This is a genomic window from Microbacterium sp. UBA3486 (assembly GCF_002377845.1).
In the GTDB taxonomy this organism is placed as follows: domain Bacteria; phylum Actinomycetota; class Actinomycetes; order Actinomycetales; family Microbacteriaceae; genus Microbacterium; species Microbacterium maritypicum_A.
Genome location: NZ_DFQP01000092.1, coordinates 1 through 21,264, shown reverse-complemented (window position 1 = coordinate 21,264; position 21,264 = coordinate 1). Strand labels below are relative to the sequence as shown.

Below are 21,264 nucleotides of genomic sequence, written 5' to 3'. Positions count from 1 at the left end.
AGGGCGAGGGCGGCCGGGGGCGAGACGAACGCGAGGAAGCCGACCGCTCCGACCGCGACGAGCGCTGCCACACCGAGCGGCTGCACCACCCGCAGCGGCAGGTTCTGCAGGTTCTCGACGTCGTCGACGAGAGCTGCGAGCACCTGTCCGCGGTCCGTCGCGCCGAGGCCCGCCGGCGACAGGGGGATGAGTCGGCGCACCATGTCGGCGCGGGTCGAGGCGAGCTGACGCAGCGCGGCATCGTGTCCGCTCAGGCGCTCCAGATAGCGGGTGACCGCGCGCGAGACGGCGAAGAAGCGCACACCGACGACGGCGATCGACAGCGGCACCAGCGAGTCGACGATCGATGCGCTCACGATCAGCCACCCGCTGACGGCGAGCAGACTCACGGCGGCGGCAGCCGAGAGCAGGCCCCAGATCAGACCCGGCACGAAGCGGCCGAGCGGCGGTTGCGCGAGTCGCAGGATGGCGCCGACCCGCTGACCGCGGGAATGCACGGTGTCGGTTGTGCGGGGTGCGGTCATGCGTTCACCCCCAGCTCCACGATCTGGTCCGCGATCTCCCGTGCGGTCCGACGGTGGGAGACGAGGAGGATCGTTGCCCCGGCATCCGCCTTCTCGCGCAGCGATCGCCACAGCCGGTCCTCGGTCTCTGGGTCGAGCGCACTCGACGGCTCATCGAGTGCGAGCACGCGCCCGGACGCCGATGCCTGGCGATACAGGGCTCGAGCGACAGCCACCCGCTGCGCCTGCCCACCCGACAGCCCCGCTCCCTGCACGCCGAGTTCCAGCGCGGGGTCGATGCCCTCGGCGCAGGCATCGTCGAGCGCATCGCGCACCCGGTCGGCGTCCGGCTCAGGATCACCGAGGGTGACGTTCGCCGCCACGGTCCCGCGCGTGAGGCCAGGTGCCTGTCCGGCCCAGGCGAGCCACACCGACGGCGCGATCCCCCGCACGTCCGCGCCGCCGTAGGACGCCGTCCCCTCGAACTCGACCGCGCCCCGGAGCGCGGCCAGCAGCGATGACTTCCCCGACCCGCTCGGCCCTTCGATGACCGTGATGGTCCCCGGCCCGGCTGCGAACGACACCGGCGGCAGGTCGCGCACCCGCAGACCCTCGACCACGAGGTTTCCGCCCTTCGCCGGTTCCCCCTGCATGACCGATTCCCGGATGCCGGGGGCTTCGACGGCGATTCCTCCGGCATCCGTCGAAAGCTCCTGCAGCCGTGCGCGCTCACCTGCCGCATCCAGCACCTCGAACACGTCCTCCGTCGCCGCAACCCCTTCGGCAGCAGCGTGGAACTGCACCCCCACCTGCCGGATGGGCAGGAACGCCTCGGGAGCGAGCAGCAGCACGAACAGCCCGACCTCGAGAGTCAGATCACCCGACAGCAGCCGGAAGCCGACCGACACCGCGATCAGGGCCACCGCGATCGAGGCCAGCAGCTCCATCGCGAAGCCGGACAGGAACGAGAACCGCAGCACCTTCATGGTCTCGCGGCGGTACTCGTCCGCGGTGACCTCGATGCGGTCGGCAGCGCGACGATCGCGCCCGAACAGTCGCAGCGTCGACAGCCCCTGCACCGTGTCGGCGAAGCGTGCCGCGAGGCGCTGCAGCGTCTGCCACTGCCGCGTCTGGACGGTGCGGGTCGCCATGCCGATCAGGATGAGGAACAGCGGGATCAGCGGCAGCGTGATCACCGCGGTGAGTCCGCTCGGCCAGTCCTGCCACCACATGACCGCGACGAGCACCGGCGTCGCGATCACGGTCAGCACGAGCTGCGGGATGTAGCGCGCGAAGTAGGCATCGAGCGCTTCGAGTCCGTGGCCCGCGGTCACCGCGAGCGCGGTCTGGTTACGTTGCGCGAGCCACCCTGGCCCGAGTTTCCCGACCGCCGCCACGAGCGCCGTGCGCAGCTGCATCCCCGTCTTGGCGGCCGCCCGTGTCCCCGCCGCATCAGAGGCAGCGATGAGCAGGCCTCGCAGCAGAGCCGTGAGCAGCAGCCAGAGCAGCGACGAGGTGACGTCCCGACCCGCGAGCGCCCCCGTGATCGCATCGGTCAACAGCCACGCGAAGGCGATCGTGACCGCGGTCTGGACGACGCCGATCAACGCGGATGCCGCGAGGAAACCCCTCGCGGCACCCGCGTATCTCAGCAGTCTCGGATCGACGGGTTTCACGCGTGTGCCGGAGCCCCCTCGATCGACTTCCGGGTGACCCGCTTGCGGAAGACCCAGTAGGTCCACGCCTGGTATGCGAGCACGAGCGGCATCGCGATCAAGGCCGTCCAGCTCATGATCTGCAGTGTGTACGGGGTGCTCGACGCGTTGGCGATCGTGAGGCTGTACGCCGGGTCGATCGTCGACGGCATCACGTACGGGAACAGCGCGGAGAAGAGCATGACCACGGCGAACAGCACCGTGAGCATCCCGGAGAAGAACGCCCACCCGTCGCGACGGACCATGGAGAGCCCGACAGCCGCGATCAGACTGACCGCCGCGAGCGCGCCGGCGCCGATGACCAGCCAGAGCAGCGGAGCCTCACGGCCCATCGCGATCGCGACCGTCCAGATCACCGTCGCGGCTGCGACGAGGATCGTCGGGATGGCGGCCTTCTTCGCGAGCTTCTGCGCGTCCTCGTGCACCTGACCATCGGTCTTGAGCGCCACGAACAGCACGCCGTGCAGGAAGAAGAGCAGCAGCGTGGTGACGCCGACCAGCAGTGCGTACGGGTTCAGCAGGGCGAAGAACCCGCCGACGTAGATGTGGTTCTCATCGATGGCCACGCCCTGCACGATGTTGCCGAACGCGACGCCCCACAGCAGTGCGGGAACGACCGAGCCGATGACGATCATCCGGTCGAAGCCGGCCTTCCACTTCGCGCTGTCACGCTGGTGTCGGTACTCGAACGAGACACCGCGCAGGATCAGCGCGAGCAGGATCAGCAGCAGCGGCAGGTAGAAGCCGCTGAACAGCGTGGCGTACCACTCGGGGAACGACGCGAACAGCACGGCGCCGGCCACGATGACCCAGGTCTCGTTGAGGTCCCAGACCGGGCCGATCGTGTTGATCACCTGTCGGCGCGAGACGTCGTTCTTGCCGAGGAACGGCAGGGACATGCCGACACCGAAGTCGAAGCCGTCGAGCACGAAGTAGCCCACGAAGAAGAAGGCGACGATGAAGAACCAGAGTGTTGCGAGATCCATGATGCTCCTCCCTCTCAGTAGACGACCGACGGCAGCTGGGCCGTCTCGTCATGCGGCTTCTCTTCGGTGTCGGGCCCCTTCTGGGCAGCCCGGATGATGAGGCGGATCTCGACGACGGCGAGCGCCGCGTAGATCGCCGTGAACGCGATGAGCGATATCAGCACTTCGAGGCCGCTGACGCCCGGCGAGACGCCGTCCTGCGTCGTCATCAGCCCGAACACGATCCAGGGTTGCCTTCCCATCTCGGTGAAGACCCAGCCCATGATGTTGGCGGCCAGCGCGAGCGGGAACGACCAGATCGCGACCTTCCACATCCACGGTGCGACCGGCTTCTTGGCGCCCTTGCGGGTGACCCAGAGGCCCGCGACGGCGACGAGCGCTGCGGCGATGCCCAGGCCGATCATCCAGCGGAAGGCCCAGTACGTGATCCACAGGATCGGGGCGAAGTCGGTCAGACCGGTGGAGGCGTACGTCTGGGCGTACTCGGCGTTCAGATCGTTGATGCCGTGCACGCACGCGTCGAGCGTGTGGGTCGACAGCAGCGAGAGCAGATACGGCACGCGGATCGAGAACAGCTCGGAGCTGCCGTCCGGTGTGCCGAGCGTGAAGATGCTGAAGGAGGCGTCCGGGCCGCACACCGTGTTGAAGGTCGCCTCGGCGGCGGCCATCTTCATCGGCTGCGCGGCGTACATCGCGAGGCCGAGCTGGTCGCCCGTGAGCACGACGCCCGCGGTGGAGACGATCATGGCCCACAGCCCGAACTTCAGCGAGATGCGCATGGTGTCGAAGTGCTGACCGCGGGACAGGTGCCAGGCCGAGACCGAGATGACGACACCGGCGGCGAACATGAACGCGCCGAAGATCGTGTGCGGGAACGCGGCGAGCGCGACCGGGTTGGTCAGCAGCGCCCAGAAGTCGGTCAGCTCCGCGCGGTTGGTCGCCTCGTTGAACGTGTAGCCCACCGGGTTCTGCATGAAGGCGTTGGCGGCGATGATGAAGTACGCCGAAAGGATGCTGCCGATCGAGACGCACCAGATCGTGGCGAGGTGCAGCTTCTGCGGAAGCTTGTCCCAGCCGAAGATCCACAACCCGATGAAGGTCGCCTCGAAGAAGAAGGCCAGCAGTCCCTCGAATGCGAGCGGAGCACCGAAGACGTCGCCGACGAAGCGGGAGTAGTCCGACCAGTTCATGCCGAACTGGAACTCCTGCACGATGCCGGTGACCACGCCCATGGCGAAGTTGATCAGGAAGATCTTGCCGAAGAAGCGGGTCAGGTGCAGGTACTGCACCTTCGCGGTGCGCACCCACGCCGTCTGGAAGATCGCGGCGACCAGCGCCATGCCGATCGTCAGCGGCACGAAGAGGTAGTGGTAGACGGTCGTCAGCCCGAATTGCCATCGGGCCAGAGCGAGCGGATCAAGCCATTCCATGCACGACTCCTGTTCTGTGGTGCCGCTGCGTCGTGCGGTGACGCGGCGGCTCCGTTCCCTCGACCAGCGGCGCGGTGGTGTCGCGCAGCTGCACGGTGCAGTCCGATGCGAGGACAGCATCACGCACGCACTCGGCTTCGAGTGGTCCGCCTGCCTCGTTCAGGACGCCTTGCATGAGTTCGAGGTGCACGCGGCACAGCATCGGGCGGTCTTCCGATCGTCCGGCGGCATGCGGACACGGGCTGAGGTCGACGGTGAGCCGACGGTCGTCGAGGACGGGCTCGAATCCGCTCTCCTCGAGGTGCTCCACGAGCGCGTCGAGCTGATAGGTGGCTTCTCGGCCGAGTCCGGACGCCACGGCATCCGGGAGCATGCTCCGCATCAGGTCCCCACGGCGGGCGGCGGCCTTGGCCTTGTCCCGCGCCACCGGACTGGAAGCTCCGGGCGCCCCGGTGGCGGCGCTGTACAGCGTGCGCGGCCGCCCTCTCGTGGTGCGGTGCTCGATCGTGGGGATCACGTAGCCGCCCTCGATCAGGCGCTGCAGGTGCTCGCGGACCGTGTTGGCGTGGAGCCCCGTGGCGTCGCACAGTTCGGTGATCGAGAGCTCTCCTCGGGTCTGCGAACTTCCCGCTTCGAAGAGCAAGTGCAGGATCTGCACCCGGGAGTAGCTCGAGATCGGCCCGCACACGGGCCCGCCGTTGGCCATGAACCCAGTATCCCGCGACGCTGCGAGTTTGCCGAGAGGTATGGCCGTGAATAAACACCTGGCCGATAGGGATGTCTGATGCCGGCGATAGCCTGGGGGCATGGCCACCCGGAAACCCGCTCCTCCCGCGTACGTGTGCACGGAATGCGGGTGGACGACCGCGAAGTGGGTCGGCCGCTGCGGCGAGTGTCAGCAGTGGGGAACGGTGCAGGAACAGGCGGCGCAGACCGGCATCCTCCGTCGCGTCGGCCCCGTCGCCCCGACGGCCGACCGTGCCGCTCGGCCCATCACGCAGATCACGACGCAGGATGCTCCGCGGCGCTCGAGCGGCGTCGGCGAGTTCGACCGTGTGCTCGGTGGCGGCATCGTGCCCGGCGCCGCCATCCTGCTCAGCGGAGAGCCGGGCGTCGGCAAGTCGACGCTGCTGCTCGAGGTCGCCGCCCAGGCCGCGCGCGGCGGGCGGCGCGTGCTCTACGCGAGCGCCGAGGAGTCCCCTGGCCAGGTGCGCCTGCGCGCCGAACGTACCGGCGCCCTGCACGACGAGCTCTACCTCGCCAGCGAGACCGATCTGGCGACGATCCTCGGCCACATCGACGAGGTCAAGCCCCAGCTGGTGATCGTCGACTCGGTGCAGACCGTCTCGTCGTCGCTGATCGACGGTGCCGCCGGGCAGCCGAGCCAGGTGCGCGAGGTCGCGGCCACCCTGATCCGCATCGCCAAGGACCGCGATCTGCCGATCATCATCGTCGGCCACGTCACGAAAGACGGTCAGGTCGCCGGTCCCCGCGTGCTCGAGCACCTGGTCGACGTCGTCTGCCACTTCGAGGGCGACCGACAGACCTCGCTGCGCTTCATCCGCGCGCTCAAGAACCGCTTCGGCCCCACCGACGAGGTCGGCTGCTTCGAGATGACCGGAGACGGCATCGCCGAGGTGCCCGACCCCTCGGGCCTGTTCCTCTCGCAAGGGGCCACCGAGCCGGGTACCTGCGTCGCGATCTCGCTCGAAGGACGACGTGCGCTCCCTGTCGAGGTGCAGGCGCTGACGGTTCCCAGCAACGCACCGAATCCTCGCCGCATCGTGCACGGCCTCGACTCCTCACGGGTGGCGATGGTGCTGGCGATCCTCGAACGGCGCGCAGGCGTGCCCACCGGCAGCCTCGACGTGTACGTGTCGACGGTCGGCGGCGTGCGCTTCACCGAACCGGCAGCCGACCTTGCGATCGCCATCGCCGTGGCCGGTTCCATCCAACAGATATCGGTGCCGCGCACCGTCGCGGCGGTGGGCGAGCTCAGTCTCGCGGGCGAGATCCGTCCGGTGACCCAGGCGGCACAGCGGCGGTCCGAGGCTGCGCGTCTCGGCTACGAGCAGGTGGTCGACGATCGCTCGAAGACGCTCCGCGCCGCGCTCGGCGATGTGCGGGCGCGCAACACCTCACGCCGCGCCGACCGCGACATCCCGCCGTTCTGACCGGTACCGCGCCGACGGGAGGCTGGGCTCAGGCGTCGAGCGCCTTGAGCAGTTCGGCGGGGTCCGCCTGCATCGGGTGGGGCCCTGCGATGTCGAGGAAGACCGTGGTGATCGGATGCGCCGCCAGGAACTTCCGCAGCCACTCCGCGCTGTAGATGCCCACGCCCGGCGGCAGATTGGCCGGCTTGTTCTTCGCGTCGCTGAACAGCAGCAGCGCGAGGTCACCGGTCTTCGGGTCACGGTAGGTCCACACCTCGCCGCTGTCGAGCGGGTTGTCACGCGCCCCGGGCTTGATCAGCGGCACGACGGTGGTGCCGTGACGGAGAGCGAGAGCGACCGCGGCGACGTCCTGCTTCTCCAGGGCCTGTGCCAGAGCATCCGACCGGAAGTCCTCGGGTGCGGGCTTGTTCTTCGCGGACTTCGCCTTCTTCGCTGCCATGTGTCCAGCTTATTCACGGCGCAACGCGCAGAGCGCCGATTCGGCCGTGGATACGATTGGGGCCCTCTCGAGTCCCACATTGGGGACTGGGGTACTCGAGAGGGCCCTCGGACTCTCGGGCGGCGGTGTCGAAGCGCTGGGGACGCTGTAGTTCGACGCCACTGGGGATGGCTTGGTGCCGCTGATGCGGAGAGTCGCTTCTATGGTATCCCAAAGACCCACGGATGTCAGCATCGCGGGGGGATGACCGCCGATGTCGCTCCGTTTCGTGCGAGATCCGCCGATTCGCAACGATTTCCGACGAGGTTCACCGGGATCCCTTCGAACTCAGCGGAGCGCGATCCGGCACGACTCAGTAGAGCAGGATCTGCGCGCTCGACGGGCTCGTGAACCCGCCGATCGAGACCTCCACGTGGTACGAGGCTCCCCCGCCCGGTGCCCGCTGTCGGTTCTCCTGCGCGCAGGTCTCGACGCTCGAACGCGTGCGATCCCAGGTGACCGGGTCCTTGCTCGTGACGGTCGTGCCGGCCGTGAGCGTGGCGATCATGCTGCTCGGGTTCTCCTGGCAGTCGGTCGAACGCCACCACACGTCGGCGCCGCTGGAGATGGTGAAGGACTGGGTCGTCGATCCCACGTCGATCGTGCAGTCCTTCGTGCCCTTGTTCGTGAGCGAGATCGAGAGCTTCGGCAGCACACCGGCTGCGTACGTCTCGGCGTCGGTCACGGCCGCGACCTCGATGTCGGCCGCCTCGCAGGGCGCGACCGCCGGAGTCTGCTCGGCGGACGGATCGGGGGTCGGCGATTCTCCGTCAGCGGTGGAGCTGGAGGAGGGCGAGGGAGACGTCGACGGCGTCGGAGACGGGGTCGACGCCGTGTCTGCGGCAGCCCACGGTCGCGCGATCAGAAGCCACGCTCCGATGCCGATGGCGGCGACGGCCAGCACGAGCGCGATCAGGACGACCAGTCGCCGACGACGGTACACGGCGGCGGAAGGACGAGGCATGTCTCCAGGCTAAGCGATCCTCTGCCACGACCCGGGGAGGCCCCTCGGCACGGACCGGCGAAGGAGTGTCAGAGCACCTTGAGCATGCGGGTGTTGCCGAGGGTGTTCGGCTTCACGTGCGCGAGATCGAGGAACTCCTCGACACCCGCGTCACCGCTGCGCAACAGCTGCGAGTACACGTCGGGGTCGACGACCTGCTCACCGATCGGCGTGTAGCCGCGTCGTCCGAAGAACTCCACCTCGAAGGTGAGGCAGAACAGGCGGGTCAGGCCGAGCATCCTGGCGTTCTCCTCGAGGCGGTCGACGATCGCACGTCCGACGCCGTGGTGCAGCCAGTCGTCGCGCACGAGCAGGGTGCGCACCTCGCCGAGGTCTTCCCAGATCACGTGCAGGGCACCGCACCCGATCAGCACCCCGTCGGCCTCTGCCACGACGAACTCCTGCACGGCGCCGTACAGCACCGCCAGATCCTTGCCGAGCAGGATGCGCTGCTCGACGAGCGGCTGCAGCAGGGTGCGGATGCCGACGATGTCAGCGCTGCGCGCCGGTCGGACGATGTACTCGCTCACACCACAAGCCTAGAACCCGGGAACCGGCGGCACCTGTACCGGACACAGGAAAGGGGCGGATGCCGCAGCATCCGCCCCTCCTCATGAATCGACCGGAGGTCACTCCCCGCTGGCGACCGCCAGGTCGGGGGTGCCGGCGATCGCGCCACCGCCGGTGTTGACGCCGACCGCGACGGGGCCGCCGTCGCGCGGGCCGTGCTCGAAGAGGAACTGCCCGTCCTTCGCGTCGACCTTCACGTGGTCACCGGAGTTGAGCTCACCGTGCAGGATCTTCTCCGAGAGACGGTCCTCGACCTCGTGCTGCATCGCGCGACGCAGCGGTCGGGCACCGAGCGCGGGGTCGAACCCGATCTCGATGAGGCGCTCCTTGGCGGCCTGCGACAGCTCGATCGTCATGTCGCGGTCCAGCAGACGCTCGCCGAGGCGCTTGGTGAACAGATCCACGATCTGCACCAGCTCCTCCTTCGAGAGCTGCGGGAACACGATGATGTCGTCGACACGGTTCAGGAACTCGGGCTTGAAGTGCCGCTTGAGCTCTTCGTTCACCTTGCCCTTCATGCGGTCGTAGCTGGTCGAGTCGTTGCCCTCGATCTGGAAGCCGACGGGACCGCCCGCGATGTCGCGTGCACCGAGGTTGGTGGTCATGATGATGACCGTGTTCTTGAAGTCCACGATCCGACCCTGACCGTCGGTGAGTCGACCCTCTTCGAGGATCTGCAGCAGCGAGTTGAAGATGTCCGGGTGGGCCTTCTCGATCTCGTCGAAGAGGACCACGCTGAACGGCTTGCGCCGCACCTTCTCGGTGAGCTGGCCTCCCTCTTCGAATCCGACGAATCCGGGAGGGGCACCGAACAGACGCGAGACGGTGTGCTTCTCACCGAACTCGCTCATGTCGAGCGAGATCAGCGCAGCCTCGTCGTCGAACAGGAACTCGGCGAGAGCCTTGGCGAGTTCGGTCTTTCCGACGCCCGTGGGGCCGGCGAAGATGAACGAGCCCGAGGGACGCTTCGGGTCCTTGAGGCCGGCACGCTGGCGACGGATCGTCTTGGAAAGGGCGGCGATCGCCTCTTCCTGACCGATGACGCGCTGGTGCAGGGCCTTCTCCATGAAGACGAGTCGGCTGGACTCCTCTTCCGTGAGCTTGAAGACCGGGATGCCGGTGGCCTGTGCGAGCACCTCGGCGATCAGACCCTCGTCGACGACCGCGGAGGTCGCGACGTCGCCCGCACGCCACTGCTTCTCGAGACGCAGACGCTCGGCGAGGAGGCTCTTCTCCTCATCGCGGAGGGCGGCGGCCTTCTCGAAGTCCTGCTCCTCGGAGGCGATCTCCTTCTGCTCGCGCACGGCGGCGATCTTCTCGTCGAATTCGCGCAGCTCGGGCGGGCTCGACAGGATCGACAGACGCAGGCGTGCGCCGGCCTCGTCGATCAGGTCGATGGCCTTGTCCGGGAGGAACCGGTCGGAGACGTAGCGGTCGGCGAGGTTGGCCGCGGCCACGATGGCGCCGTCGGTGATCTGCACCTTGTGGTGCGCCTCGTAACGGTCGCGGAGTCCCTTGAGGATGTTGATCGCGTGCGGCAGCGTCGGCTCGTTGACCTGCACCGGCTGGAAGCGGCGCTCGAGCGCGGCATCCTTCTCGAAGTGCTTGCGGTACTCGTCGAGCGTGGTCGCACCGATCGTCTGCAGTTCGCCACGGGCGAGGAGCGGCTTCAGGATGCTGGCCGCGTCGATCGCGCCCTCGGCGGCACCCGCACCCACGAGGGTGTGGATCTCGTCGATGAAGACGATGATGTCGCCGCGCGTGCGGATCTCCTTGGTGACCTTCTTCAGGCGCTCCTCGAAGTCACCGCGGTAGCGGGAACCGGCGATGAGCGAGCCGAGGTCGAGCGAGTAGAGCTGCTTGTCCTTCAGCGTCTCGGGCACATCGCCCTTGACGATCGCCTGGGCCAGCCCCTCGACGACGGCGGTCTTGCCGACNNAGGTTGCGGCCGAACTGGTCGAGCACGGCGGATCCGCCCTGGGTGCCGGCCGGCGAGTCGTTGGTCTGCGCACCGACGGAAGCCGGCTCGCGACCGGGAGCTCCGGACAGCAGCTGGATGACCTGCTGGCGGACCTTGTTGAGGTCGGCGCCGAGCTTGACGAGCACCTGGGCGGCGACGCCCTCACCCTCGCGGATGAGGCCGAGCAGGATGTGCTCGGTGCCGATGTAGTTGTGGCCGAGCTGCAGGGCCTCGCGGAGGCTGAGCTCGAGCACCTTCTTGGCGCGCGGGGTGAACGGGATGTGCCCGGTCGGCTGCTGCTGACCCTGGCCGATGATGTCCTGCACCTGCTCGCGCACGGCGTCGAGGGAGATGCCGAGGCTCTCGAGGGCCTTGGCGGCGACGCCTTCACCCTCGTGGATGAGGCCGAGCAGGATGTGCTCGGTCCCGATGTAGTTGTGGTTGAGCATCTTCGCCTCTTCTTGGGCGAGGACGACCACTCGACGGGCTCGGTCCGTGAATCTCTCGAACATGCTGTGACTCCTTATTCGCACGGGGCGAAGCGCTGACACCTGTGGCGTTCTCTGCGCCTGTACATCGAGAGTAACCACCGTGCGGGGCACGTATGCCCGTGTTCGCCGTGGGCATACCGGGGGTTGACCGAGTTATCGACAGTCGTTATGTTAACGACTGTCGATAACAACGAGTCCGCAGCGGACCGTGCAGGAGGGGGACGAAATGACCGAGGCACCGACGGCGACCAGAGCTGCGAGCCTGGTGGAGAAGACCGTCCTTGGCGTCATCGCCGGAGTAGCGGGGGCCATAGCCGTGGTCGATCTGGTCGGCGTCAGCATCCGCTCCGCCGTCCTCGTGACGAGCCCGGCGATCACGATTCCATCGATGCGGCTGCGGTCGGTCGACGCACCCGCGGTGCTCGCGGCATCCTCCAACATCTCCGAAGCGCAGTACGACACCGTCACGCTCACGACCGTGGGCCTGAGCCTGTCTCCCCGCCTGCTGCTCGCGATCGCCGACGGACTGGCGGTCCTGGGACCGATCGTGCTGTGCATCGCGGTCGCGTGGCTGTGCGTCCGTCTCTTCATCGGCCGCCCCTTCGGCACGGCGGCCACCTGGGGGATCGGCGTCGCAGCCATCACCGTCATGGCGGGTGGTCTGCTGAGCCAGGCCGTGCGCGCCAACGCGTTCAGCGAGATCGCCTACGAGCTGGACCTCGCATCCGCGGGAGTCCCCACATTCGAGATGTCGATCGACCTCGCTCCACTCGGTTGGGCATTCGCGCTCGCGGTGGTCGCCGGCGCCTTCGAGATCGGTCAGCGTCTGCAGCGCGACACGGAAGGCCTCGTCTGATGACCAGCACCACCAACACGCGCTCCGAGAAGGCGGATGCGATCACCGTGATCCTGTACGCCGCCGTGGCGCTGGTCACGGTCGGGCTCGCCACCGTTCTGCGCGTCGGCAGCACCTTCCGCGAGACCGGGATCGCTTGGACGGTCCCGATCGACCAGCAGCCGATCTCGGCGACGACCGACTCCGGGGCGATCTCGATCGAGGGTTTCGCCGACGAGGCGCTGATCATCGCGAGCGAGGTGAACACCGTGTCGGTCGTCGCGATCATCGCCGCCATCACGCTCTGGTCGCTCGCGGCTGTCGCGGTCATCGCGGCGGTGACGCTGGTCGCCTGGAACTTCCTCCGCGGACGCTTCTTCGTCCGTCCGAACGCGCGAGCCTTCGACGTGATCGGTTGGACGCTCGTCGGCGCTCCGATCCTGATCGTGATGTTGGAGACGATGGGCCGCAACGGCGTCACCTCCGCTCTCGGCATCGGCGACGGGGAACCGGTGCATCCGATCGAGTTCTGGAGCGTCGCGCCGATCTTCGCCACCGGGGTGACGGTGGGTCTGATCGCGGTGGCATTCCGCCGCGGCATCCGGTTACAGAACGAGAAGCTCGCGCTCGAGAAGGAAACGGAAGGACTCGTCTGATGCTCAGCTTCGGTTCGGACGAGGTGTGGCCGTCCCTGCTCAACATCGGGATCGCGCTCGCGGTGATCGCGGTCATCCTCGGTGTCGTCGTGTGGAGAGGGCGCCGGAGGGGCAGCCGCACGATCGCGCTCGACGCGGCACTCACGCTCTCCGGGTGGTGGATCCTGATGTCGGCGGTGGGCGCTGTGATCTACATCTTCAAGGCGTTCACCGTCCCCTGGGCGGAGTTCGACGGTCAGACCCACGTGTATCTGGATTGGCCGGCCGGTCTGGCGTGCTCGGAGTTCGGTGACAGCGCAACGACGATGCTGACCTGTGGCAGCGAGCAGCTCTCCGAGTTCACTGTCGGCCAGGCGTCGCTGGGGCTCCGGTTGCTCGCGGCATCCGCACAACTGAGCAGCCTTGCTCTGGCCACCATGCCCGCGGTCATCGTGGCGGTCATCTGCTTCCAGACGTTGCGGGGCCGCGCGTTCTCACGCTCCGTGACGCGTGGCCTCACCGGCGGCGCGATCGCCGTGCTCGTGTTCGGCGTGGCGGCCGATCTCCTGAGCGGTATCGCAGCCACAGCCGGCCTTCGCGAGGTCTTCTCACCGGACAGCGAGTGGTACCCATCGTTCTACCAACTGACCGTCACGCCGCTCCCCTTCGTCGGCGCGCTCGGGCTGCTCGCTCTCGCCGCCGTGTTCCGTCAGGGCACACGTCTCGAGCAGGAAAGGGCGCAACTGCAGCAGGAGAAGGCGGTTCTCGAGAAGGACACGGAGGGACTGGTGTGAGCCCGGCGGAGAGCGACGACGAGTTCACCGGCATCCACTGCCGACTCGACGAGCTGCTCGCCGAACGCGGCATGACGCTCACCGAGCTGAGCGCCGCGGTCGGGGTGAGCATCGTGAACCTGTCGGTGCTGAAGAACGACCGCGCCCGCGCCATCCGTTACTCCACGCTGCGCGCGATCTGCGAGGCCCTCGACTGCGAGGTTGGCGAGCTGCTGGTGCTCGCCCCGCGCTGACGGCAACCGGGCCTTCCCGCCGCACCGAACGGATTCCGGCTCGCAACGTCATCCTTCGTCATATCCACCCAGGGAATTCTCAGGGAGTCATAGCGTTGGGCCTCATGGCGCGCACACGGTGCGCCGCGATTCTGGAGTCCCCACCCTCATGAGCACCACCGCACGCGCCCAGAAGGCGCCTGATACCCGCGGACCGGTCCGGAAGCTGCTGACCTCGTTCGGCTTCCAGATCCTCGCCGCTCTCGTCCTCGGCATCGCCGCCGGTCTGATCGGCCGCCAGCTCGGCGCGACCGCCGAGAACCCGACCGGGCTGTCCGCGACACTCGACACCATCGGCAACTCGTACGTGACGCTGCTGCGCGCCGCCGTCGTCCCCCTGATCTTCACAGCGATCGTCGCCAGCATCTCGAACCTGCGCCGCGTGCAGAACGCCGCACGCCTGGCGGGCCAGACGATCCTGTGGTTCGCGATCACCGCGTTCATCGCCGTGATCATCGGCATCGTCCTCGGCCTCGTGATCCAGCCCGGCAACCGCGCCGGCGAGGGCCTCGAGCCGGGTGACCCGTACACCGTGGGCACCTGGTGGAACTTCCTGCTCGGGCTCATCCCGCAGAACTTCCTCGGCCTCACCGTGAGTACCAACCCCGGAGCGGCTGAGGGCACGTTCTCGTCGAGCGTCGGCTTCAACATCCTACAGGTCATCGTGGTCGCGGCCGTGGTCGGCATCGCCGCACTCAAGGCCGGCAAGAAGGCGGAGCCGTTCCTCGTCTTCACCGAGTCGCTGCTGAAGGTCATCCAGCGCGTGCTGTGGTGGATCATCCGCATCGCCCCGCTCGGCACGTTCGGGCTCATCGGCTCGGCGGTCATCAAGTACGGCTGGGAGAAGCTCGCCTCCCTCGGCTGGTTCGCCGCCGCCGTCTACATCGGTCTGGCCCTCGTGCTGTTCGTGGTCTACCCGATCCTCGTGCGCACGCACGGCCTCTCGATCAAGCAGTACTTCTCGGGCGTCTGGCCCGCCGTGCAGCTGGCCTTCGTCAGCCGCTCCTCGATCGGCACCCTGCCGCTCACCGAGCGCGTGACCGAGCGCAACCTCGGTGTGCCCCGCTCGTACGCCTCGTTCGCCGTGCCGCTGGGCGCGACGACCAAGATGGACGGCTGCGCCGCGATCTACCCGGCCATCGCCGCGATCTTCGTCGCGCAGTTCTTCGGCATCGAGCTGAACTTCGTGCAGTACCTGCTGATCGTCATCGTGTCGGTCGTCGGCTCGGCCGCCACCGCCGGCACCACGGGTGCTGTGGTGATGCTCACGCTGACGCTGTCGACCCTGGGCCTGCCGCTCGAGGGCGTGGGACTGCTGCTCGCGATCGACCCGATCCTCGACATGGGCCGCACGGCGGTCAACGTCGCCGGCCAGGCGCTGATCCCGACGATCGTCGCCAAGCGCGAGGGCATCCTGAACGAGGAGCTCTACAACGCGCCGCGCGAGGGCCTGCCCTTCGCCGACGACTCCGGAGACGACGACGCTCCCGAAGCGGATGCCTCCGCCGACAAGGAACCGGTCAGCGCCCGCTGACCTCGCCGCGGAACGGCAGAGCGCCTCGTCCCCTCGTGGGGCGAGGCGCTCTGCCGTTCGAGCATCAAAGCGTCAGGGGATCAGGCGCGGCCGTCCTGGCGCGTGGCGCCGCGGGTGTCGAGAGCGAGCTCCTCGGCGTCCATCGCCGCGATCAGCTCGCGCATGACCTCCTCATCGAGGTTGCCCGCGTCGCGTTCCGCGAGGAGGATGTCGCGACGCACCTTCAGCCACCCCTTCGACAGGGCGACGAGGTCTTCGTAGGAGGGTCGGCTCGCGGCATCCTCCACCTTCTGCGCCTCGTCGGTGTCCTTCTCGACCCGTGTCATCCGCTTGGTGAAGGCATCGAACACCCGGAGGTCGACCTCGCCGTACTTCGCCTCCCACTCGACCCGCTTCTCGGCGAGGAACTTCTTGCCGGCCTCACGGCTCTTCGCGCGCACGTCGGCGAGCGCCGCCTCATCCTCCTCCTCGTCCACATCGCTGGCGATGCCGAGGCTGCGGATGAGAAGAGGCAGGGTCAGCCCCTGGATCAACAGCGTTCCGACGGTGACGATGAAGGCCACCACGACGATGGCGTGCGATGCCTGCGCGTCGAGGGTCGCGAGGTCGGCGGCGGCCACCGCGATCGCCAGCGTCACGACGCCGCGCATGCCCGCCCACGAGATGACGGCACTGTCCTTCCACGTGAGCGTGAGTCCGGCCATCCGGTCGCGCACGATCTGACTGCGCAGCTCGTCGGCGGTGTAGTTGCCCCAGCGCCGCGACTTCTGATGCCGTTTCTCGAACTCGCCGGACTCGACACCACGATCCCAGCGCTCGAGCTTGCGGCGGTCCTGGAAGTTCGCCCACGCACTGGTCGGATAGATGTAGAGCGGCCGCACGATGACGACCACGAGCAGCACCGCCCCGGAGAGCAGCAGGATCTGCCCGACCGACTCGCTGCCCAGGTCGCTGAGCACACGGGGGAACTGCAGCCCGATGTAGGCGAACACGAAGCTCTCCAGCAGCAGGTCGGCCGAAAGCCACAGCGGCTTCTCCTGCTGGCGGGTGGTGTAGTCGGTGCGCGGCGAGTTGTAGCCGACGTACAGCCCCATCGCCACGACCGCCAGGACGCCCGATCCGAGCAGATGCTCGGCGATCGCATAAGCCCCGAACGGCGCGAGGAGTCCGAACGTGCCGATCACCACGGGATCGCTGATGCGCATGCGCAGCTGGTGCAGGACGATCCCGAACACCAGACCGACGGCCACACCCACTCCGACCGCCACCAGGAACTGCCAGATGCCGCCCCAGATCGAGACGGTGGCGCCCGCGAGGATCGCGGCGAAGACGCGGTACAGCGTGAGCGAGGTCGCATCGTTGATGAGGCTCTCGCCCGAGAGCACGGTCATGATGCGTCGCGGCAGCCCGAGCCGACGACCGATCGCCGCCGCGGAGACCGCGTCCGGCGGAGCCACGATCGCGCCCAGGAGCAGCGCGCCGGGGAGGGTGAGGGACGGCAGGATCCACCATGCGACGAAGCCGACGGCCACGGCGGTGAGAAGCACCAGCCAGATCCCGAGCCGGCGGATCTGCGGCAGGCTGCGCTTGAATCCGACGAACGACACATCGAGCGCGGCCGAGTACAGCAGCGGCGGCAGCACGAGGCTCAGGAGCACATGCCCATCGATGTCGAGGTCGGGCACGAAGGGCAGGAAGGATGCGGCGAGCGCCACGATCGTCACCAGCAGCGGGGCCGGCCAGCCTCGCCAGCGTGCGAACGCGGCGATCGCGACGGACCCGACGAGGACGTAGAAGATGCCTGCTTCCATGCCCCCACGGTATCGGGGGAATGGAGGCGCTCCGGTGCGCGTTGTGCTTGAGGATGTCCGATACAGCTCTTTCCGTTCTCGACCTCGTTCCGGTGCGCACCGGCCAGACCAGCGCGGAGGCCATCGCCGCCTCCCTCGCGCTCGCGGAGACCGCCGACCGTCTCGGCTATCGCCGCTACTGGTTCGCCGAGCACCACAACATGCCGTCGGTGGCGTCGACCACTCCCCCGGTGCTGATCGCCGCTGCGGCCACCCGCACCTCGCGCCTGCGTCTGGGCTCTGGCGGCGTGATGCTGCCCAACCACGCACCGCTCATCGTGGCCGAGCAGTTCGCGGCCCTCGAGGCGATCGCGCCGGGACGCATCGACCTGGGCCTCGGCCGTGCCCCCGGAAGCGACCCCGTGATCACGCAGCTGCTGCGCGGTTCGGGCACCACCAGCGACGTGGAGCAGTTCCCGCGGCATGTGCAGGACATCGCGGCACTGCTCTCCGGTGACGGGGCTGCGCTGCGCTTCACCTCCGGCGGGGAGTACACGGTGCGTGCGACGCCGGCCGCGACCGGCACCCCCGAGGTGTGGCTGCTCGGGTCGAGCGACTACTCCGCCCAGCTCGCCGCCTCGCACGGGCTGCCCTACGTCTTCGCCAACCACTTCTCGGGGCAGGGCCTCGAGCGCGCGCTCGACCTGTACCGCACCGGCTACCGTCCGAGCGAGGAGCGCCCCGAGCCGCGCACCTTCCTCACCGTCAATGCGGTCGCCGCGCCCACGCAGGAGGAGGCGGAGGCCCGTGCGCTCCCGCAGCTGCGGATGATGGCACGTCTGCGTCTCAACCAGCCCCTCGCCGCTCTCGAGACCGTCGAGCAGGCGGCGGCGGCCGTGACGGATGCCGCCACAGACGAGGTCGTGCAGGCCGCCCGCTCACGCTGGTTCGTCGGGACGGGCGAGAGCGTCGGGGCCGAGGTGCGCGCCTTCGCCGAGCGCTACGGCGTCGACGAGGTCATGCTCTCCCCCGTCGCCGGTGCGTACGACGCCGAGCCGAAGGAGGCCCCGACCGGTCGCGCGCAGACCCTGGAGCTCATCGCCGCTGCGCTCCGCAGCTGACGTCGAGCGCCTGTCAACCCCTCGCTTTCCCGGCGGCACAGGCGTAGCGTCACGAACAGTGCCGACGACAGGGGCGCGGCCCCTTCGGCGAACGCACTGTCGGCAGCAGCAGAAGGAGTTCGACGATGAGCACGACCAAGACTCTCGCCCTCTGGGTCGCCTACGGACGCAACGGCGTCGTCGGCAGCATCAGGCACGACGAAGACGGTTACACGGTCACGATGGTCGGATCGGATGCGGCGACGGGCACCTACCCGAGCCTCGCCTCGGCGAAGGGCGCCCTGCACTCCCACATGGCTCCGGGCAGCGACTGGCCGCGCTTCCAGGAGCACTGAACCACCCGCACTGAACCACCCGCACTGGACCACGGCATTCCGCCCGGGTCCCGCACGGGGATGGGGCGCGGCGGGGCGGGTGCCGTCAGGCTTCGGGTTCGCCGGAGAGGATGCCGCGCAGCCAGTCGCGCGCCTCGACGAACACGTCGTCGGAGTAGCGGTCGGGGTACTGCACGATCTGCCGGTCCGCCCGCGGATACGACCCGAGGAAGACCACACGAGGGCTGAATCGACGGATGCCCAACAGCGCGTCGGCCATGCGCTCGTGCTCGATGTGTCCGTCGGCGTCGATCACGAATCGGTAGCGCCCGAGTTCGTCGCCGATCGGCCGCGACTCGATGAGCGACAGGTTGATGCCGCGGGTCGAGAACTGCTCGAGCATCTCCAGGAGCGAACCGGGGTGGTCGTGCGGGAGCTCCACGATCAGCGAGGTCTTGTCGGCACCGGTCGGCTCGGGCGAACGGGTCGTGCGGGTGACCAGCACGAAGCGGGTCACGGCCTGCGCGTTGTCGCCGATGCCGTCTGCCAGCACCTCGACGTCGTAGTGGTTGACGATGCCGGGTGCCGCGATGGCCGCCTGCGCGGGCAGCGTGCCGTCGAGGACGCCGATCGCGGAGGCGACGTTGCTCGACGCGGGAACGTGCGAGTGCGACGGCAGGTGCGCGCCGAGCCACCCATGACACTGGGCGTAGGCGACCGGATGCGCCGCGATCACCTCGACCTGGTCGAGTGTCGTCCCCCGCGGAGCCACCAGCACGAAGTTCACCCGCACGAGATATTCGCCGATGATGCGCAGCCCCGGAAGCGTGGCCAGAGCATCCTGCGTGGTGGACACCCCGCCCTCGATCGAGTTCTCGATCGCGATCATCGCGGCGTCGCTCCGACCCTCGAGCACGTCGGCCAGAGCCTCGCCCACGTTGTGCACGGGTCGCCAGTTCTGGCCGCGGGCCTCGGCCACCTGATCGAGCGCCGCCTCCGTGAAGGTTCCGGCAGGGCCGAGATAGCTGTAGGTACGGCGTTCAGTCACGGGTTTCACCTTAGCCCTCGGCGGGCCGACGGCTCGTCCGGTCGACTTCTCGGATGCGGTCCCGCCGAACAGGGGGCAGACTGAGAGGATGACCAGCCGTGCCGGCCTCCCCGCGGAGGAAAGTGACCTGATCGATGTCGACGAACTGATCGCCGCCTACTACGACCGCACGCCGAACCCCGAGGTTCCTGCGGAACGCGTCGTGTTCGGCACCAGCGGTCATCGCGGTTCCTCGCTGTCGAACAGCTTCAACGAGAACCACATCCTCGCCACGACGCAGGCGATCGTGGACTACCGCGACGCGCAGGGCATCACCGGCCCGCTCTTCCTCGGCCGCGACACGCACGCGTTGTCGCTGCCCGCCGAGCGCAGCGCGATCGAGGTGCTGCTGGCGAACGGCATCGACGTGCGGGTCGACTCCCGCGACTCGTGGGTGCCCACTCCGGCGCTCAGTCACGCCATCCTCACCTACAACCGCGGCAAGGCGGCCGACGACCCGAGCCGCGCGGACGGCATCGTCGTCACCCCCTCGCACAACCCTCCGCGCGACGGTGGCTTCAAATACAACCCGCCGCACGGCGGCCCTGCCGACACCGACGCCACGGGCTGGATCGCCGACCGCGCGAACGCCCTCATCGCCGCCGGACTCGACGGCGTGAAGCTCGAGCGCTTCGCCGACATCGACTGGGATGCCCTCACCGGCTACGACTTCCGAGACGCCTACGTGCGCGACCTGCCGTCGATCATCGACATCGACGCCATCCGCAGCGCCGGGGTGAGCATCGGCGCCGACCCGCTCGGCGGAGCCTCCGTCGAGTACTGGGCACTCATCGCCGAGATGCATGACCTCGACCTGACCGTCGTGAACCCCGAGGTCGATCCGACGTGGCGCTTCATGACGCTGGACTGGGACGAGAAGATCCGGATGGATCCGTCCTCACCGTCGGCAATGGCCTCCCTGGTCGCGAAGAAGGGGTCGTACGACGTGCTCACCGGGAACGACGCCGACGCCGACAGGCACGGCATCGTGACCCCCGACGCCGGACTGATGAACCCGAACCACTATCTCGCGGTCGCCATCGACTATCTGTTCTCGCACCGCGACGGCTGGCCGCGCGACGCCGCGATCGGCAAGACCCTGGTCTCGTCGATGATCATCGACCGGGTCGCCGAGTCGCTCGGACGGCGTCTGCTGGAGGTTCCGGTCGGGTTCAAGTGGTTCGTGCCGGGACTCCTCGACGGCTCGGTCGCCTTCGGTGGCGAGGAGTCGGCGGGGGCCTCGTTCCTCCGCAAGGACGGCTCGGTCTGGTCCACCGACAAGGACGGCATCCTGCTGTGTCTACTGGCCGCCGAGATCATCGCCGTCACCGGCAAGACCCCGTCGGAGCGGTACCGCGAGCTGGAGACCGCCTTCGGTGCCTCCGCGTACCAGCGGGTGGACGCCCCGGCGACGCCCGAGCAGAAGGCCACGCTCGGCAAGCTCGCCCCCGAGGCCGTCACGGCGACCACGCTCGCGGGCGAGGACATCACCGCGAAGCTCTCGCATGCGCCCGGCAACGGCGCGGCGATCGGCGGCCTCAAGGTGCAGACCGAGCACGCGTGGTTCGCCGC

Annotated in this window: 18 protein-coding genes and 2 pseudogenes; 9 read left to right on the top strand and 11 right to left on the bottom strand. The window is 68.4% G+C overall.

Annotated features, from left to right (window positions below; translation table 11 throughout):
- The 5 genes and pseudogenes from B2869_RS14555 to B2869_RS14535 all read right to left on the bottom strand — a co-directional run.
- Positions 1-524: pseudogene (locus B2869_RS14555) on the bottom strand (thiol reductant ABC exporter subunit CydC); the annotation flags it as partial.
- Positions 521-2,179 (bottom strand): thiol reductant ABC exporter subunit CydD, encoded by a 1,659-nt coding sequence (cydD, locus tag B2869_RS14550; protein ID WP_292768036.1) that lies wholly within the window; start codon positions 2,177-2,179, stop codon positions 521-523. The gene cydD and the pseudogene B2869_RS14555, both read right to left, overlap by 4 nt.
- Entirely contained in the window at positions 2,176-3,204 is a 1,029-nt protein-coding gene (gene cydB, locus B2869_RS14545; RefSeq protein WP_029267678.1) for a cytochrome d ubiquinol oxidase subunit II, read from the bottom strand. Before cydB ends, cydD begins: the two co-directional genes overlap by 4 nt.
- A 14-nt stretch (positions 3,205-3,218) precedes the next feature.
- Entirely contained in the window at positions 3,219-4,634 is a 1,416-nt protein-coding gene (locus B2869_RS14540; protein WP_021201308.1) for a cytochrome ubiquinol oxidase subunit I, read from the bottom strand.
- Complete coding sequence (locus B2869_RS14535) at positions 4,621-5,340, bottom strand: helix-turn-helix transcriptional regulator (RefSeq protein ID WP_292768031.1); 720 nt, start codon at positions 5,338-5,340, stop codon at positions 4,621-4,623. The genes B2869_RS14540 and B2869_RS14535 overlap by 14 nt, the downstream gene beginning before the upstream one ends.
- 100 nt (positions 5,341-5,440) lie before the next feature.
- Here B2869_RS14535 and radA point away from each other — a divergent pair, with 100 nt between their 5' ends.
- Positions 5,441-6,808 carry a DNA repair protein RadA gene (gene radA / locus B2869_RS14530; protein WP_021201310.1) on the top strand — a complete coding sequence of 456 codons (1,368 nt, stop codon included), beginning with the start codon at positions 5,441-5,443 and terminating at the stop codon, positions 6,806-6,808.
- A gap of 28 nt (positions 6,809-6,836) precedes the next feature.
- Here radA and B2869_RS14525 read toward each other — a convergent pair whose 3' ends face one another.
- From B2869_RS14525 to B2869_RS14510, 4 genes and pseudogenes are all read right to left on the bottom strand, one after another.
- A complete protein-coding gene (locus tag B2869_RS14525; protein ID WP_021201311.1) occupies positions 6,837-7,247 on the bottom strand; it encodes a hypothetical protein in 411 nt (136 codons plus the stop codon).
- Positions 7,248-7,599: 352 nt separating this feature from the next.
- Positions 7,600-8,250 carry a hypothetical protein gene (locus B2869_RS14520; protein WP_292768028.1) on the bottom strand — a complete coding sequence of 217 codons (651 nt, stop codon included), beginning with the start codon at positions 8,248-8,250 and terminating at the stop codon, positions 7,600-7,602.
- 68 nt (positions 8,251-8,318) lie between these two features.
- Positions 8,319-8,819, bottom strand: coding sequence for an amino-acid N-acetyltransferase (locus B2869_RS14515; protein ID WP_021201313.1), 501 nt, complete (start codon positions 8,817-8,819; stop codon positions 8,319-8,321).
- A gap of 99 nt (positions 8,820-8,918) precedes the next feature.
- Positions 8,919-11,331 (bottom strand): annotated as a pseudogene (locus B2869_RS14510) (ATP-dependent Clp protease ATP-binding subunit).
- A gap of 205 nt (positions 11,332-11,536) precedes the next feature.
- Between B2869_RS14510 and B2869_RS14505 the strand changes: the two are divergent.
- From B2869_RS14505 to B2869_RS14485, 5 genes are all read left to right on the top strand, one after another.
- On the top strand, positions 11,537-12,166 hold the full coding sequence (locus B2869_RS14505; RefSeq protein WP_021201315.1) for a hypothetical protein: 630 nt from the start codon (positions 11,537-11,539) through the stop codon (positions 12,164-12,166).
- Positions 12,166-12,801: a hypothetical protein gene (locus B2869_RS14500; RefSeq protein ID WP_292768023.1), complete on the top strand. Its 636-nt coding sequence runs from the start codon at positions 12,166-12,168 to the stop codon at positions 12,799-12,801. Before B2869_RS14505 ends, B2869_RS14500 begins: the two co-directional genes overlap by 1 nt.
- Positions 12,801-13,574, top strand: coding sequence for a hypothetical protein (locus B2869_RS14495; protein ID WP_029259877.1), 774 nt, complete (start codon positions 12,801-12,803; stop codon positions 13,572-13,574). Before B2869_RS14500 ends, B2869_RS14495 begins: the two co-directional genes overlap by 1 nt.
- Complete coding sequence (locus B2869_RS14490; protein WP_021201318.1) at positions 13,571-13,807, top strand: helix-turn-helix domain-containing protein; 237 nt, start codon at positions 13,571-13,573, stop codon at positions 13,805-13,807. Before B2869_RS14495 ends, B2869_RS14490 begins: the two co-directional genes overlap by 4 nt.
- 148 nt (positions 13,808-13,955) lie before the next feature.
- Positions 13,956-15,380: a dicarboxylate/amino acid:cation symporter gene (locus B2869_RS14485; RefSeq protein WP_029267686.1), complete on the top strand. Its 1,425-nt coding sequence runs from the start codon at positions 13,956-13,958 to the stop codon at positions 15,378-15,380.
- 80 nt (positions 15,381-15,460) lie between these two features.
- On the opposite strand, the gene B2869_RS14480 is transcribed toward B2869_RS14485, so the two are convergent.
- Positions 15,461-17,191 carry a cation:proton antiporter gene (locus B2869_RS14480; RefSeq protein WP_292768017.1) on the bottom strand — a complete coding sequence of 577 codons (1,731 nt, stop codon included), beginning with the start codon at positions 17,189-17,191 and terminating at the stop codon, positions 15,461-15,463.
- A gap of 53 nt (positions 17,192-17,244) precedes the next feature.
- On the opposite strand from B2869_RS14480, the gene B2869_RS14475 reads away from it, so the two are divergent.
- Together B2869_RS14475 and B2869_RS14470 are read left to right on the top strand one after the other, a co-directional pair.
- A complete protein-coding gene (locus tag B2869_RS14475; protein WP_292768014.1) occupies positions 17,245-18,291 on the top strand; it encodes an LLM class flavin-dependent oxidoreductase in 1,047 nt (348 codons plus the stop codon).
- A gap of 125 nt (positions 18,292-18,416) precedes the next feature.
- Positions 18,417-18,626: a hypothetical protein gene (locus tag B2869_RS14470; protein WP_017829430.1), complete on the top strand. Its 210-nt coding sequence runs from the start codon at positions 18,417-18,419 to the stop codon at positions 18,624-18,626.
- A gap of 85 nt (positions 18,627-18,711) precedes the next feature.
- On the opposite strand, the gene pheA is transcribed toward B2869_RS14470, so the two are convergent.
- Entirely contained in the window at positions 18,712-19,662 is a 951-nt protein-coding gene (gene pheA / locus B2869_RS14465; RefSeq protein ID WP_029259873.1) for a prephenate dehydratase, read from the bottom strand.
- A gap of 79 nt (positions 19,663-19,741) precedes the next feature.
- Here pheA and pgm point away from each other — a divergent pair.
- Positions 19,742-21,264 (top strand): phosphoglucomutase (alpha-D-glucose-1,6-bisphosphate-dependent) (gene pgm, locus B2869_RS14460; RefSeq protein ID WP_292768005.1); only part of this gene is annotated, 1,523 nt, incomplete at its 3' end.